19 protein-coding genes are annotated in these 12,655 nt (G+C 64.9%); 6 read left to right on the plus strand and 13 right to left on the minus strand.

The window, feature by feature from the left end; translation table 11 throughout:
* The first annotated feature begins 13 nt into the window (after positions 1–13).
* Together fabF and AB688_RS16630 are read left to right on the plus strand one after the other, a co-directional pair.
* Positions 14–1,285: a beta-ketoacyl-ACP synthase II gene (gene fabF, locus AB688_RS16625; protein WP_063545177.1), complete on the plus strand. Its 1,272-nt coding sequence runs from the start codon at positions 14–16 to the stop codon at positions 1,283–1,285.
* Positions 1,286–1,354: 69 nt separating this feature from the next.
* Positions 1,355–1,822 carry a RidA family protein gene (locus tag AB688_RS16630; RefSeq protein ID WP_063545178.1) on the plus strand — a complete coding sequence of 156 codons (468 nt, stop codon included), beginning with the start codon at positions 1,355–1,357 and terminating at the stop codon, positions 1,820–1,822.
* A 26-nt stretch (positions 1,823–1,848) separates the two neighbouring features.
* Here the strand turns inward: AB688_RS16630 and AB688_RS16635 are convergent, their stop codons facing one another.
* Complete coding sequence (locus AB688_RS16635) at positions 1,849–2,328, minus strand: isochorismatase family protein (protein ID WP_063545179.1); 480 nt, start codon at positions 2,326–2,328, stop codon at positions 1,849–1,851.
* 182 nt (positions 2,329–2,510) lie between these two features.
* Between AB688_RS16635 and AB688_RS16640 the strand changes: the two genes are divergently transcribed.
* Positions 2,511–2,864 carry a VOC family protein gene (locus tag AB688_RS16640; RefSeq protein ID WP_063545180.1) on the plus strand — a complete coding sequence of 118 codons (354 nt, stop codon included), beginning with the start codon at positions 2,511–2,513 and terminating at the stop codon, positions 2,862–2,864.
* 6 nt (positions 2,865–2,870) lie between these two features.
* Here AB688_RS16640 and AB688_RS16645 read toward each other — a convergent pair whose 3' ends face one another.
* Complete coding sequence (locus AB688_RS16645; RefSeq protein ID WP_063545181.1) at positions 2,871–3,653, minus strand: SDR family oxidoreductase; 783 nt, start codon at positions 3,651–3,653, stop codon at positions 2,871–2,873.
* A gap of 68 nt (positions 3,654–3,721) precedes the next feature.
* Here AB688_RS16645 and AB688_RS16650 point away from each other — a divergent pair, with 68 nt between their 5' ends.
* Positions 3,722–4,636 carry a LysR family transcriptional regulator gene (locus AB688_RS16650; protein WP_063545182.1) on the plus strand — a complete coding sequence of 305 codons (915 nt, stop codon included), beginning with the start codon at positions 3,722–3,724 and terminating at the stop codon, positions 4,634–4,636.
* A 134-nt stretch (positions 4,637–4,770) separates the two neighbouring features.
* Here AB688_RS16650 and AB688_RS16655 read toward each other — a convergent pair whose 3' ends face one another.
* Positions 4,771–5,082: a c-type cytochrome gene (locus tag AB688_RS16655; protein WP_196759865.1), complete on the minus strand. Its 312-nt coding sequence runs from the start codon at positions 5,080–5,082 to the stop codon at positions 4,771–4,773.
* Positions 5,083–5,195: 113 nt separating this feature from the next.
* On the opposite strand from AB688_RS16655, the gene AB688_RS16660 reads away from it, so the two are divergent.
* Both AB688_RS16660 and AB688_RS16665 read left to right on the plus strand, forming a co-directional pair.
* Positions 5,196–6,089, plus strand: coding sequence for a LysR substrate-binding domain-containing protein (locus AB688_RS16660; protein ID WP_063545183.1), 894 nt, complete (start codon positions 5,196–5,198; stop codon positions 6,087–6,089).
* Positions 6,090–6,198: 109 nt separating this feature from the next.
* Entirely contained in the window at positions 6,199–6,903 is a 705-nt protein-coding gene (locus AB688_RS16665; protein WP_063545184.1) for an SDR family oxidoreductase, read from the plus strand.
* A gap of 15 nt (positions 6,904–6,918) precedes the next feature.
* Here AB688_RS16665 and AB688_RS16670 read toward each other — a convergent pair whose 3' ends face one another.
* From AB688_RS16670 to AB688_RS16715, 10 genes are all read right to left on the minus strand, one after another.
* The gene (locus tag AB688_RS16670) at positions 6,919–7,863 is read right to left on the minus strand and encodes an ABC transporter substrate-binding protein (protein WP_063545185.1); all 945 of its coding nucleotides are present in this window, start codon (positions 7,861–7,863) and stop codon (positions 6,919–6,921) included.
* A 164-nt stretch (positions 7,864–8,027) separates the two neighbouring features.
* Complete coding sequence (locus AB688_RS16675; protein WP_063545186.1) at positions 8,028–8,864, minus strand: hypothetical protein; 837 nt, start codon at positions 8,862–8,864, stop codon at positions 8,028–8,030.
* A 90-nt stretch (positions 8,865–8,954) separates the two neighbouring features.
* Positions 8,955–9,203: a hypothetical protein gene (locus AB688_RS16680; protein ID WP_063545187.1), complete on the minus strand. Its 249-nt coding sequence runs from the start codon at positions 9,201–9,203 to the stop codon at positions 8,955–8,957.
* Between the two features lie 71 nt (positions 9,204–9,274).
* A complete protein-coding gene (locus tag AB688_RS16685; RefSeq protein ID WP_063545188.1) occupies positions 9,275–9,802 on the minus strand; it encodes an EndoU domain-containing protein in 528 nt (175 codons plus the stop codon).
* Positions 9,803–9,868: 66 nt separating this feature from the next.
* Positions 9,869–10,651, minus strand: a complete 783-nt coding sequence (locus AB688_RS16690; RefSeq protein WP_081255251.1) for a glycoside hydrolase family 19 protein — start codon at positions 10,649–10,651, stop codon at positions 9,869–9,871.
* Positions 10,652–10,754: 103 nt separating this feature from the next.
* On the minus strand, positions 10,755–11,141 hold the full coding sequence (locus tag AB688_RS16695; RefSeq protein ID WP_063545189.1) for a hypothetical protein: 387 nt from the start codon (positions 11,139–11,141) through the stop codon (positions 10,755–10,757).
* Positions 11,142–11,173: 32 nt separating this feature from the next.
* Positions 11,174–11,407: a hypothetical protein gene (locus AB688_RS16700; RefSeq protein ID WP_063545190.1), complete on the minus strand. Its 234-nt coding sequence runs from the start codon at positions 11,405–11,407 to the stop codon at positions 11,174–11,176.
* Entirely contained in the window at positions 11,391–11,690 is a 300-nt protein-coding gene (locus AB688_RS16705; protein ID WP_063545191.1) for a hypothetical protein, read from the minus strand. The genes AB688_RS16700 and AB688_RS16705 overlap by 17 nt, the downstream gene beginning before the upstream one ends.
* On the minus strand, positions 11,690–11,962 hold the full coding sequence (locus tag AB688_RS16710) for a hypothetical protein (protein ID WP_063545192.1): 273 nt from the start codon (positions 11,960–11,962) through the stop codon (positions 11,690–11,692). Before AB688_RS16710 ends, AB688_RS16705 begins: the two co-directional genes overlap by 1 nt.
* Before the next feature lie 93 nt (positions 11,963–12,055).
* Positions 12,056–12,655 (minus strand): DUF2589 domain-containing protein, encoded by a 600-nt coding sequence (locus AB688_RS16715; RefSeq protein ID WP_063545193.1) that lies wholly within the window; start codon positions 12,653–12,655, stop codon positions 12,056–12,058.

The raw sequence follows: 12,655 nt of genomic DNA on the forward strand, positions 1-12,655 counted from the left end.
GAGTTGGACCTTCATGAGCAAGCGTATCGTCGTTACCGGAATGGGAGCGGTCACACCGCTGGGGTGTGGCGTTGAGCGGGTCTGGGAACGCCTGCTGGCGGGGCGCTCGGGTATTGCGCAGTTGCCGGAATCGCTGATCGGCGACCTGGCGGTGCGCATCGGCGGCCAGGTGCCGGACCTGCAGCAGGACAGCGAGGCCGGCTTCGATCCAGACCGCGTACTGCCAGCCAAGGAGCAGCGCAAGGTCGATCGTTTCATCCTGTTCGCCCTGGGCGCCGCACAGGAGGCCCTGGCGCAGGCCGGCTGGCAACCGCAAAGCGCCGAACAGCAGGAACGCACGGCAACCATCATCGGTACCGGCGTGGGCGGCTTCCCGGCCATCGCCGAGGCCGTGCGCACCACCGACAGCAAAGGCCCACGCAAGTTGTCACCCTTCACCATCCCCTCCTTCCTCGGCAACCTGGCTGCCGGCCAGGTGTCGATCGCCCACGGGCTCAAGGGCCCACTGGGTACACCGGTCACCGCGTGCGCTGCCGGGGTGCAGGCGATTGGCGACGCCGCGCGAATGATCCTGGCCGGTGAAGCGGACGTGGCGCTGTGCGGGGGCGCGGAGGCGGCCATTCATCGTGTCAGCCTGGCCGGCTTTGCCGCCGCGCGGGCCTTGTCGAGCGATTTCAACGAGCACCCGGAACAGGCTTCGCGCCCGTTCGACACCCGCCGCGACGGCTTCGTCATGGGCGAAGGCGCCGGCCTGCTGGTGATCGAAGAACTGCAGCATGCACTGGCACGCGGCGCCACGCCGCTGGCCGAGCTGGTGGGCTACGGCACCAGCGCCGACGCCTATCACATCACCTCGGGGCCAGAAGACGGCGACGGCGCGCGACGCGCCATGACCCTGGCCCTGCGCCAGGCCGGTATCCGTGCACAACAGGTCGGCCATCTCAATGCCCATGCCACCTCGACACCGGTGGGCGACAAGGGCGAGCTGGCAGCGATCAAGGCGGTGTTCGCCAACGTGCCCTCACCGGTGATCAGCGCGACCAAGTCTGCCACCGGCCACTTGCTGGGCGCCGCCGGCGGAATCGAGGCGATCTTCACCGTGCTTGCCCTGCGCGACCAACAGGCGCCGGCCACGCTCAACCTGGTCGAGCCTGACCCCGCAGCCGCCGGGCTGGACATTGCCGCGGGCCAGCCGCGGCCCCTGGATACCGAATACGCGCTGTCCAACGGCTTCGGTTTCGGCGGCGTCAATGCCAGCGTGATTTTCAAGCGCTGGGAGGGTTGAGCCACTGGTCGGCACGCGGGCGTTTGATTACGCTTGGCCATCGCCTCGAGCACACAGGGAGCACTACCGATGTCCAGACACGACCGCTATGAAGCCGCTCTGCAGGCGCTGGGTTATTCGTTCGATGGCCCGCTGAAGATCGGCGGCGACTACGTGCCGGTGCTGCACTTGGGCGACCAGGTGTACATCAGTGGGCAAATCCCGCGGGTCAACGACACCGTGGTGCTCCCGGGGCGGGTGGGCGAGGACGTCAGCCTCGCCGATGCGCAGACTGCCGCCAAGATCAGCGCCCTGCGCTGCCTGAAGCTGCTGAGCGAAAGCCTGGGCTCGCTGGATGCGGTCAAGAGTATCGCGCGGATCAATGTATTCGTGCAGTCGGCGGCAGACTTCACCCAGCAGAGCGAAGTGGCCAACGGCGCCTCGGCGATCCTGCATGAAGTGCTGGGCGACGCCGGCAAGCATACCCGCACCTCGGTGGGGGTGTATCAGTTGCCGAAGAATGCCGCGGTGGAGATTGACCTGATCGCGGTGGTGTAGGTGCAAGGGGCTGGCGTGCAGCCCCTTCAGCCTTGCAGCCCCTCGACCACCTGCGCCACCGTGGTCACCTGGCGAAAGTGATGGGTCCACAGCTCGATACCCAACTTGCCCGAGCGGTCCAGTGAAGAGCCCACCGTCAGGTCAGTGATCAAGGTCGGGTTCAGTCCGGCATCGAACAGCGCAAAGCCGGCGGCCAGTACGCAGGTTTCGGTCTGCAGGCCGCAGACCAGCACGCGCTCCACCCCCAGTCGCTTGAGGTAGTCGATGGCCTCGGCGGTCTGCCCGTAGCCGTGCTTGACGAACACTTCGTCTGCCTCGATCAGGCTCTCGTCCTCGCGCGCTGGATGCCAGCCAAGCTGCTGCTGGAACGGCGTGACCTGCTCGTCGTGCAACTCGACCGAGGCGATGGCGGGGAGTTTCGCGGCCAACGCGCGGATTCCATCGATCAGCCACTCAGGAGGGCTGAAGGTGGACTGGACATCGACGATAAGCAAAGCCTGCCGCATGGGGTTCTCCGGGGGACGACATGGGCCGCGGAGTATATCGTCCGTGGACGATCGTTGCAGGCCCTGGAGCTTGAGCAAGCCACGAGCAGGTGAGCCGGCGATACGCTGGGAGAGACCGTGATCAAGCCCCTGCGCTTGCGCTGATGCGCTAGACTGCGCGCTCCATCACGCAAGGAGGCCACATGGGTATTCGCGGGCAGGATCGACAGATCGACAACATCGAGTTCAACGTCACCGACATCGGCCGCAGCAAGGCGTTCTACGGCGCAGTGTTCGGCTGGTCCTTCACCGACTACGGCCCCACCTATACCGAGTTCTCCGATGGCCGCCTGAGCGGCGGCTTTACCACCGGCGAAGCGGTACGACCCGGTGGCCCGCTGGTCATCCTCTACGCCGACGACCTTGAAGCCACCCAACGACGTGCAGAAGCAGCAGGCGCGCGCATCAGCCGCGCCACCTTCGCCTTCCCTGGCGGCCAGCGCTTCCACTTCATCGACCCGGACGGCTACGAACTGGCCGTGTGGACCGCCTCGTAACGCGGTTCAAGCGGTAGGGACGGTCCCGCCATCCACCACGAACTCGGTGCCAGTCACCGCCGCAGCTGCTGGCGAGGCCACGAAGCCGATGACGTTGGCCACTTCCTTCGGGCTGGCGGGCCGACCCAGCGGGATGCCGCCCAAGGCCTGCATGATGATGCGCTTGCCGCCCTCGTAGTCGGTGCCCGCCTCGCTGGCCAGGCGCTCGGCCAGGGCTACCGAGGCCTCGGTCTCGATCCAGCCGGGCGCGACCCGCACCACGCGTACGCCCTTGGGTGCGACTTCCTTGGACAGGCTCTTGCTGTAGGTCGACAGCGCCGCCTTGGCCGCCGCATAGGCGGTGGTGGCTTCCGGCAGCGGCAGTTGGTGCTGGATCGAGGTGACGTGAACGATCACCCCGCCTCCCTGCGCCAGCATGCCGGGCAGCAAGACCCGATCCAGACGCACGGCGGGCAGCAGGTTGAGGTCCAGCTCCTGTTGCCAATGCGCCTCGCCCAAGGCGGCAAAGCCCCCGGCCGGTGCGCTGGAACCGCCCAGCACATGAACGATGACATCGACACCGCCCAGCTGCCGCTCGACCTCGCCCGCCAACTGCTCGCACCCCTCGAGGGTGGTCAGATCGGCTTTGACGAACGACGCCTGAGGGGCATCGACGGGCGCTGTGCGCGCGCAGGTCAGTACACGGGCGCCCAGCTCGAGGAACAGCTCGACCGTGGCCTTGCCCAGGCCTTTGGTGCCAGCGGTGACCAGTACGCGCTTGCCACGCAGGGTTTCTGACGGATGACTCATGGATATTCTCCGGTGGTAGCAACCTGGGTTGCGGATAGAATCGTGTTTTTGTCCGAACGAGCCGAACCATGGAGCGCGTCAGCCTCAACGACCTCGATGCCGTCCTCGCCATCGCCCGGCGCGCCAGTTTTCGCGCGGCGGCCATCGACCTGGGGATGTCCACCACCGCCTTGAGCAATGCCATCGGCAAGCTCGAGGCGAACCTTGGCGTGCGCCTGTTCAACCGCACCACGCGCAGCGTGTCGCTGACCGATGCCGGGCGCCTGTTCGTCGAGCACGTCGCCCCGGCGCTGGGCGAGGTGCAAGGCGCCCTGGAAGTGGTGCGCGCCCAGCGCGATCAGCCCAGTGGCATGCTGCGCATCAACGCTGCGGCGTTCGCCGCACGCGAGATCATCGGGCCGCTGGTACTGGAGTTCTTGCGGCGCTATCCGCAGATGCAGGTGGACCTGGTCACCGAGGGGCGCCTGGTGGACATCGTCGCCGATGGTTTCGACCTGGGCGTGCGAGTCGCCGACCTGGTGCCCAGCGACATGATCAGCCTTTCCCTCGGCCGGCCGCAGCGCTATGCCGTGGTCGCCTCCGCCGCCTACCTGGCCGCGCGGGGCACGCCACGGTTGCCGGCCGACCTGCAGCGCCACAGTTGCGTCCGCGTGCGCCTGCCGGATGGCGCGCTGTTCCGCTGGCGGTTCGCCAACGGCAACAGCGCGCAGCAGATCGACGTGCAGGGCCCCATCACCCTGGACGAGGCCAGCCTGGCACGTGCTGCCGTCATGGCCGGCGTGGGCCTTGGCTACTTCATGGAGCAGGACGTGCGCGAGGACATCGCGGCCGGGCGCCTGGTGCGTGTGCTGGACGACTGGACGCCACCATTGCCGGGGCTGTGCCTGTACTACGCCGGGCGGCGCAATCCCTCGGCAGGCATGACCGCGTTTCTCGCACTGGCCCGGGAAGTGGCGGAGCAGGCGTGCCGCGAGGGCACGTGAGACAGGGACTTGCTGCATGGACTGACGGCCTCGCCGGGTGTCGGTGAGGCACAGGTTATGCGTTCAGGTCCGTCGCGATAAGCAGGACAGATCAGGATGATTCATTGCGAATTTCAGGATAGTGAACCCAGCTTTCAATGCTGTTCGAGAATCCACTGGGTAATGGCCTGCAAATCTTCCTCGCGGGCTTGCGCCTGTGGCGGCATCGGCACCACTCCCCATTGCCCCCGGCTGCCCTGTCGGACGCTTTGCACCAACTGCCCGGCGTCCTTGCTGCCGTCGCGATAACGCGCAGCAATCTCCCGCCAGGACGGGCCCACGGCCCGCGCATCCAATTGGTGGCAAGCGCTGCAGGCGTAGCGCTGCATCACGGTGGGCGGCTCGGCGAACACCCGAACACTGGCGAACAGCAGCAGCCCGGCTGCAATCACGGCACCTCGAGACATGGGCATGGTCCTGAAAACGATGGGCCGTCGAGGGTACCGGTTACACCGATCCTGCAACAGAGCCGGCGGCGCAAACTGTTATCCTCCAGCGATCTCCACCAGCAGGCACGACCATGACCGAAGGCCCGACCGCCCTCCCCCCACTCAATGCCCTGCGCGTGTTCGAGGTTGTCTCGCGTCACCTGAATTTCCGCCTGGCGGCCGAGGAGCTGGGTGTCACCCAGGCGGCTGTGGCCCAGCAGATACGGGGGCTGGAGGCGAGCCTGGGCATCAGGCTGTTCGAGCGTTTGCCACGCGGCCTGCGCCTGACCGATGCGGGCCTGGGCTACAGCCATAGTATCCGCAACGCCTTGGCCCTGATCGGCGAAGCCACTGCGGCATTGCGCCCGGACAACCGTCACCTCACCGTCAGCGTCACCCCGACCTTCGCCTCGAAATGGCTGATCCCACGGCTGAGTTCGTTCACCGAGGCCCATGGCGAGATCGACCTGCGGGTGCTGGCCACCGATCGCCTGTCGCGCTTCCAGGCCGACGGCGTGGACCTTGCCGTGCGCTACGGCCACCCGCCCTTCGGCGCAGGGCTCAACACCGAACTGCTGCTCAGGCAGCGGGTGGTCGCGGTGGCCAGCCCCGCACTGCTGGCGCAGTGGGGTAAACCGCACAGCCTCGAGCAGTTGCAGCATTTCCTGCTGCTGCACGATGCGCATAATTTCTGGCCCGAGTTCATCACCCAGCTGTTCGGCCAGCCGACCCAACCGATGCCGAAGAACGTACGCTTCAACCAGACCTCGCTGGCCATCGAGGCCGCCGTGGCCGGGCAAGGGCTGGCGCTGTCCAGCGAACTGTTCGTGCAGGAAGACCTGCAGGCCGGGCGGCTGGTGCAGGTATTCGAGCAGGCGCTGGAGATGGACAAGCACTTCTACCTGGTCTGGCCCCGCAAGGGCAGCACACCGACCGCACTGGACGTGGTTCGCGGCTGGCTGCTGGCGCAGGTGGAAGCCCCCTGAGGCAATAGATTTTCTACTGAATCGACAAACCCCTGCTGCCTCCCTGCCAGCGGTGTACCGGTGCTAGGCTGACCCCCTCACATCAGCCAAGCATTGCATTGGAGGTCACATGTCAGTAGAAAAAGTAGCGATCATCACCGCCGGCGGTAGCGGCATGGGTGCAGCGGCGGCGCGGCGCCTGGCCGCAGACGGGTTCAAGGTGGCAATCCTGTCTTCATCGGGCAAGGGCGAGGCCCTGGCCAACGAACTGGGCGGCATCGGCGTGACCGGCAGCAACCAGTCCAACGACGACCTGCAACGCCTGGTCGACACCGTGCTGGAGAAATGGGGGCGCATCGATGTTCTGGTCAACAGCGCAGGCCACGGCCCACGTGCGCCGATCCTGGAGATCAGCGACGACGACTGGCACAAGGGCATGGACACCTATCTGCTCAATGTCATCCGCCCGACCCGCCTGGTCACCCCGGCCATGCAGAAACAGCAAGGTGGCGTGATCATCAACATCTCCACCGCCTGGGCGTTCGAGCCCAGCGACCTGTTCCCGACCTCGGCCGTGTTCCGTGCCGGCCTTGCAGCGTTCAGCAAGATCTTCGCCGACACCTACGCCAAGGATAACGTGCGGATCAACAACGTTCTGCCCGGCTGGATCGACAGCCTGCCGGCCACCGAGCAACGCCGCGACAGCGTGCCGCTCAAGCGCTACGGCAAGAGCGAGGAAATCGCCGCGACCATCGCCTTCCTGGCCAGCGAAGGTGCGGCCTACATCACCGGACAGAACATCAAGGTCGATGGCGGGCTGACCCGCGGGGTGTGAACCTCGCCGCGTGCCTCAGTCGGCAGGTACGCTGAAACCCTTGGCGAAGGTTGGGGTAACATCCAGCCGTTGCGTCATCAGGCCATGGGCATGGTAGAAGTCGGCGGTCTCCTGCTGTTGGGTCACGGTGTGCTCATCGATGCCTTGCCAGTGCAGCTTGCGCCGCTCGAACTGCAACCGCGCGGCCTCTTCGGGAAAACCGATGATCGCCGCGAGGGACTTGGAATAGCTGTCCAGGTGCTGGTTGGCCCACACCTGGGCGCCAGCCAGGCGCTTGAGGTAGTCCTGCAAGGCCGCGTGTCGCGCAGGGTCTTGCAGCGCCTGGTCGGTAACCGCCAGGAAGCTGTTGCCGCTGGACAGGCCGCGACCGTTCACCAGCACCCTGCCCTGCCCGCTGGTCTCGGCCAGTGCAGTGTAAGGCTCCCAGGTCGCCCAGGCGTCCACCGAGCCGTTGGCCAGGGCGATCTTGGCGTCCACCGGCCCCAGAAAGCGAAACTCCACGTCCTTCTCACTCAGGCCGGCCTGCTCCAAGGCCTTGAGCGCAATATGGTGGCCGATCGAGCCGCGGCCGGTGGCGATGCGCTTGCCCTTGAGGTCGGCGCCACTGCGCAGAGACGACTCCGGGCGCACCAGCACCGCGGTGCCGTAGGGGTCGGACTTGTCCACCGCAATGGCCTTGACCGGCGCCCCGGAGGCGAGCACGAACAGCAGTGGGGCATCGCCGATGATGCCTGCATCGATGGCGCCTGCGTTGAGGGCCTCGGCAAGTGGCGCGGCGGCCGGAAACTCGGCCCAGTGGATGTCGTAGGGCAGGTCGCGCAGTGCATCGGCAGCCTCGAGCTGGGCGCGCATGTTGCCCTTCTGGTCACCGACGCGCAGGGTGAGGCGCTCGGCGGCAAAGGCCTGGGTTGCCAGCAGCAGGCTGGCGGCAATCAACAGTAGGCGGGAACGGATCGGCATGGAGCTCCTCGGGAAGGTACGTGCGTTGGAGCACTGACTGTACCGAGTCGCGATAGATAAATTAAATTGATTTTAGGAATAACCTAATATGCAAATTAATTTATATTCCATATTCCTGTAGAGACGAGCCGCCATGACGCAAGCCCGTCTCTACTGGGCTCGGCTCAGTCCTTGGTCTTGTGCAGCAGGCTGTCGAAGCGCTTGCCGTCGATCAGGTAGGTCAGGCGCGCCTGGCCGTTTTCCAGCGGTTCCAGGGTCATGGGCGTATTGGTCTTGTGGTAGGGATGGCGGAACAGCGCCGGCTTCTCGGTATAGGCGTAGCTGTTGAAGGCCAGGGCATCGCCCGTCCAGCGCACGTTGTTGTACAGGTAGCGCCAGTTCTCGTCCGGGCGGTGATAGAGGTAGACGCCACTGGCGTCACGAACGACCTCGATCTGCACCGCGCCGGCCTTGCTCGCCCACTTGCCGATATAGCGTTCGAGCCCCGCATGGCCTGCTGGTACTGCCGGCGCCGGGGCGAAGTCACTTGCCTGGAACGGGGTTCGCCGTGCCGCCTCACCCTTGGCATCGACGTACAGGTCACATAGCGGCGCCACCTGGTCGACCTTGCGGTAGAGGAAGGTGAGCTGGGCATCGGCGACTGGCATGCTCAACATCATGACCGTCGGGGCAAAACCCAATACCTTCAGGTCGAACGCACGCGCCTCGGACTGAACGTGGATCGAACTGCCGTCCTCGGCCACCTTGTAGTCGGAAATCTCGACGGCCTGGGTCTTGGGCTCGGCGCAGTTGAACGGGTGCAGTAGCACCTTGCCGTCGGCCTTGTATTCGGCGACGTTGGCGATGCCACTCTTAAGCGGCATCATCGCCCAGATACCGACGATCGCACTTTTGTCGGTGCGCAGGGAAACCTTGTCCTTGCTCGGCGCGTGGCCGGCACAGCCGCCCAGGAACAGGGCGCTCAGGGCGAGAGGGAGTAGCGGTTTGAACACGATGATCATCCATGGTTGGTCGAAGGCAGCCGCCCTGCGCTTGGCGCGTATTGGCTAAAGGCGACTCGCCATCATCGCATAAAACCCTTTTGCATCACCTCACTCGGCCCAGGCGCGCAAGCGCTGGATGAACTCGGCCAGCGGCACCCGTACTTCCGGCCAATCCGCCACGTGGTGGTGGCGCAGCACGGCGGTGTCCGCCACGAAGGTCACCAGGAAGGCGTTGCCACTGTAGATAACGTCGGCCGATCCGTAGCGAACGGCTTCTGCCTTTTCCAGCAGTGTATCGATACTTTCGCGAGTCACCTCTTCGGCGATGAATGCCTGCAAGCCATCGGAAAAGGTCATGGGCGTACTCCTGTCGCAAAGTGAAAAACAGTCGCCACGGGTACCTGCCCCGTGGCGACGAGTGGATGCAATCAGGGTTTAGGATAGGCGGTATTGATCAGATCGCCGTTCAGATAGAACACGATATCGAACGCAGCAGCAGGTGTGCCCTTCTGGCACTCGGTCCCCGAGGAGCCGACATACTTGCTCTTGTTCGAGGCATCCTGAACCCTGGTCGCGTAGGCATTGCGCACTGCAGCGATCACCTGGGTCTCGGTGCAGCGATCGGGGAACATCGTGGAAATGCTCTTCGTCCCGGTTCTCGCACCCTCGGCGATGGTGAAGTTCTTCAAGGTGTAGACATCACCCGCGCCGTGCGTCCCCGCCGGTGCATTGCTGACGCTGTCGGGGTTGATCCCGCCCGGACGGCTGTGGAAGCCCTTGGCAACGCCAGGTGCACTGACCTCACCGCAGAAGATGTGCTGGGCATTGATCCGCGGAGTGCCGGCCAGGGTTCCCTTGCTGCAGGTCGGGTCGGCCTGGGCGGCACCGATGCCGAACAGGGTCACCAGGCTGACAAGGGCCAGGCGCGTGCAGTTTCTGACAATACGCTTGTTCATCGTGAAGCTCCTTTTCGTTGGGTTGAATCATTCATGCGTTGCTCGGGCGAATGCCCGGCAAGCCGGTCACAGCCCCAGTAGCCACTTGGCGCGGGTCAGGTAGGCGATGCGGTCGTCGAGGCCGTTGAAGCCACCGTTGATGCGGCGGGTGACTTCCTTCACGTCGTCCTTGTCGGCGTAGGTGTTGAGCTTGCGGCTGTCCCAGAACCAGCCGGCGACATCCACCGCCAGGAACGGGTCGGTACTGACCAGGGTGGGCGCATCCTTGAGTTCGAAGTCGCGCCCGCAGGCCTGGCCGTACTGGCGATAATTGGCCCGTCCGGTCAGCTGGATCAGGCCACGTCCCTTGAAGCGCTTGCCGTCGCCCGACTGGGTGTTGCCCAGGTCCTTGCGCCCTTCATAGGCGCTGCCGCTGGCAATTTCCTCGGTGTAGAGCAGGCACCCACTTTCATGGGCGATCTGCGCCAGGAAGTGCGCCTGGCGCAGTGGCGTGTCGATCTTGTAACGGGCGAACACATCGAGGATGGGCTGTCGAAACGCCTCGACCTTCGCACCGGTGGCATGGATCAGCACCGCCCACAAGGTCGCCGTGCCGATCGTCGATGGCAGGCCTGCGCGCAGGGCCTTGATGGTGTCGTCGTCGGCACTGACCGTCTTGCTCTGAGCAATGCCCTGGAGTTCCTGGTAGCGCTTCAGGGCCGTGCGCGAGCCCGGCCCCCAGAGTCCGTCGGTCACCAGGGCACAGACGAATTCGCCGCGCCCGCTGTTCATGTTGAGCAACAACTGCAGGGTGCGGACATCGCCCTTGTCGTTGTTGCCACCTTCACCAACCGATTGCTTGATGCACATGCTTGCCTCCTTGCAGCGGGCACGACTTTCCCGTCGGCGACGGCCAATGCCTGCCTTGCGCTGGTTTTGATAGGGGTTGCGGTGGGTCGAGCGGGTCTGGCCGCTACTTGCGAACGAGGGTCAGGCGAGTGCCGAACCTGTCCTTCTTGTAGCGATTGAACACCTGGATCTGAAGGTTCTTGCCGACCTGCCAGCCAAGTACGTAGCCTTTGTCCAGATCGGCGCAAAGGCCGGCATCAGCCTTGATGATGGGATAGCGAGTGGCATCGGCGACCGCTGCTGGGGCTGGCGAGCCCAGTGCCAGGTTGCACGACCAGGTATCGATGCGCAGTCGGCCTGTCCCTTCACGCCCCTCGTCGGGAATGACCAGGTTCAGGTCGAGGAACTCGTCCTCGGTCTCGAACTGCCCTACATATTTCTGCTCGGCGAACGCCGGCAGCAGTGTCGCCAGTGCGAGTGCACCGGCCAGTGTTGCAAAGGTGGATTTCATCTCGACTCTCCTTGTTGAATGAATGCACATGTTCAGAACGCCAACAGCAAGCCCGCCCATTCGGCGATGGCGATCGCCAGTTCCGGGCGCACCAGGCCCAGCGCCATCAGCGCAACCAGCAAGCTGGCACCGATACCGATCACCAGTCGCCGGGGGCCGGACATCCTGCGGTTGCGAACCGACTGCAGATCGATGATTGATTTCAAGGCACTGCCCTCCTCCTGGGATAGAACCAACAGCATCGAACGGTCATTGCGCCTGCTCATCGCCTGGCCTCCTGTAGATACCCAACAACTCGCCGTCCACGCGCACGACGATGGCCTCGTTGCCATAGCCCGGCACCTCGATGCTCAACGCATGGCTGCCCTGTCCACGTGCGGGCGTACCGCCGACACGCAACGCCAGACCTTCCCCGACCGGCTCCACCGTGGCGTCCACCACCACGTTCAACGAAGCCACCTGGGTGCCTGGCCATAGACGGTCGCAGGCTTGCTGCGCACGCTGCATCTCGGCCCCCAGCGACATCACGAACTGTTCCAGGCTATCCATCACGATTGCTCTGCTTCGTCCGTCAGCCAGTAGGGCCTGCGGGCGAAACCGACGTGGTAGGTCAACGCCTGCAGCACGACCTGGTGCTCGCCGATGTTGAGCAGCTTGAAACTCTTCTCGATGCCCAGCACCCGCCCGCGCGGCGTGCCGCTCAGGCAGCGGTTGAGCAATGCGGCCTGTGCCTCGACCGCCTCCTCCGGGGTCAGTTTTTCCGGATCGAGACTGCCGACCACGATGCGCTTCACATATCCAACATCCGTCAAATCAAACATCACGGCATTCCCTCTCCGGAAAAACGGGTTGCCAGCGTCGGCCTGCGGATCAGGCCTCTCCCTCGCCAGCGTGTCGCTCAGGACATCCGCGCGTCACGCGGCGATCTTGGGCGTGACCGACTGGGCGATGATGTCCATCACCCGTGCCAGGCCTTCAGGCATGCCATCGTCGACGGCATGAACCTCGACGTGGTACTTCGCCGACTGGTCGGTGGAACGGGTGTTCTCCTTGTGCGAGGCCACCGAACCGGACACGTTGACCTTGGCGCTGAACGGTCCCCAGCCCAGCTTGGCTTCGGCGGAGAAGCTGCCGGAGCGGTCTTCGGTGTCGCGTGACTGCTCGGAGTTGCGTACCTCCATGTCGAAGCTGATGTCCACCTTGTTGATTGCAAGGTTGGGCACCTTCACCACCGCCAGCAGCGGCAGCTGCAGCTCGACTTTCTCGATGGCGGCCGGATCGTCTTCGGTCGGTGCCGAACGGTCGTAGCGGAACGACACGTTGCGGATGTCGCCGACATCGTTGGGGCCGGCGTTGGCCGGGTCGGCCGGGGGCAGGAAGCCAATCACCTTGATGAAGTTCGCGGTGGCATTGGCCAGACGGACCTGAGCGTCGCAGGCGGCGCTCAGGGGGGCACCGATCAGGTCTGCCATCGGCAGGCCGCGGAATTGGTTACCCATTACAAAGTCAGACAT

This window comes from Pseudomonas putida, from assembly GCF_001636055.1.
In the GTDB taxonomy this organism is placed as follows: Bacteria; Pseudomonadota; Gammaproteobacteria; order Pseudomonadales; family Pseudomonadaceae; genus Aquipseudomonas; species Aquipseudomonas machongensis.

Coding starts and splice junctions, on each gene's coding strand:
- fabF (WP_063545177.1), top strand. CDS start 14: ATGAGCAAGCGTATCGTCGTTACCGGAATGGGAGCGGTCACACCGCTG.
- AB688_RS16630 (WP_063545178.1), top strand. CDS start 1,355: ATGTCCAGACACGACCGCTATGAAGCCGCTCTGCAGGCGCTGGGTTAT.
- AB688_RS16635 (WP_063545179.1), bottom strand. CDS start 2,328: ATGCGGCAGGCTTTGCTTATCGTCGATGTCCAGTCCACCTTCAGCCCT.
- AB688_RS16640 (WP_063545180.1), top strand. CDS start 2,511: ATGGGTATTCGCGGGCAGGATCGACAGATCGACAACATCGAGTTCAAC.
- AB688_RS16645 (WP_063545181.1), bottom strand. CDS start 3,653: ATGAGTCATCCGTCAGAAACCCTGCGTGGCAAGCGCGTACTGGTCACC.
- AB688_RS16650 (WP_063545182.1), top strand. CDS start 3,722: ATGGAGCGCGTCAGCCTCAACGACCTCGATGCCGTCCTCGCCATCGCC.
- AB688_RS16655 (WP_196759865.1), bottom strand. CDS start 5,082: ATGTCTCGAGGTGCCGTGATTGCAGCCGGGCTGCTGCTGTTCGCCAGT.
- AB688_RS16660 (WP_063545183.1), top strand. CDS start 5,196: ATGACCGAAGGCCCGACCGCCCTCCCCCCACTCAATGCCCTGCGCGTG.
- AB688_RS16665 (WP_063545184.1), top strand. CDS start 6,199: ATGTCAGTAGAAAAAGTAGCGATCATCACCGCCGGCGGTAGCGGCATG.
- AB688_RS16670 (WP_063545185.1), bottom strand. CDS start 7,863: ATGCCGATCCGTTCCCGCCTACTGTTGATTGCCGCCAGCCTGCTGCTG.
- AB688_RS16675 (WP_063545186.1), bottom strand. CDS start 8,864: ATGATCATCGTGTTCAAACCGCTACTCCCTCTCGCCCTGAGCGCCCTG.
- AB688_RS16680 (WP_063545187.1), bottom strand. CDS start 9,203: ATGACCTTTTCCGATGGCTTGCAGGCATTCATCGCCGAAGAGGTGACT.
- AB688_RS16685 (WP_063545188.1), bottom strand. CDS start 9,802: ATGAACAAGCGTATTGTCAGAAACTGCACGCGCCTGGCCCTTGTCAGC.
- AB688_RS16690 (WP_081255251.1), bottom strand. CDS start 10,651: ATGTGCATCAAGCAATCGGTTGGTGAAGGTGGCAACAACGACAAGGGC.
- AB688_RS16695 (WP_063545189.1), bottom strand. CDS start 11,141: ATGAAATCCACCTTTGCAACACTGGCCGGTGCACTCGCACTGGCGACA.
- AB688_RS16700 (WP_063545190.1), bottom strand. CDS start 11,407: ATGAGCAGGCGCAATGACCGTTCGATGCTGTTGGTTCTATCCCAGGAG.
- AB688_RS16705 (WP_063545191.1), bottom strand. CDS start 11,690: ATGGATAGCCTGGAACAGTTCGTGATGTCGCTGGGGGCCGAGATGCAG.
- AB688_RS16710 (WP_063545192.1), bottom strand. CDS start 11,962: ATGTTTGATTTGACGGATGTTGGATATGTGAAGCGCATCGTGGTCGGC.
- AB688_RS16715 (WP_063545193.1), bottom strand. CDS start 12,655: ATGTCTGACTTTGTAATGGGTAACCAATTCCGCGGCCTGCCGATGGCA.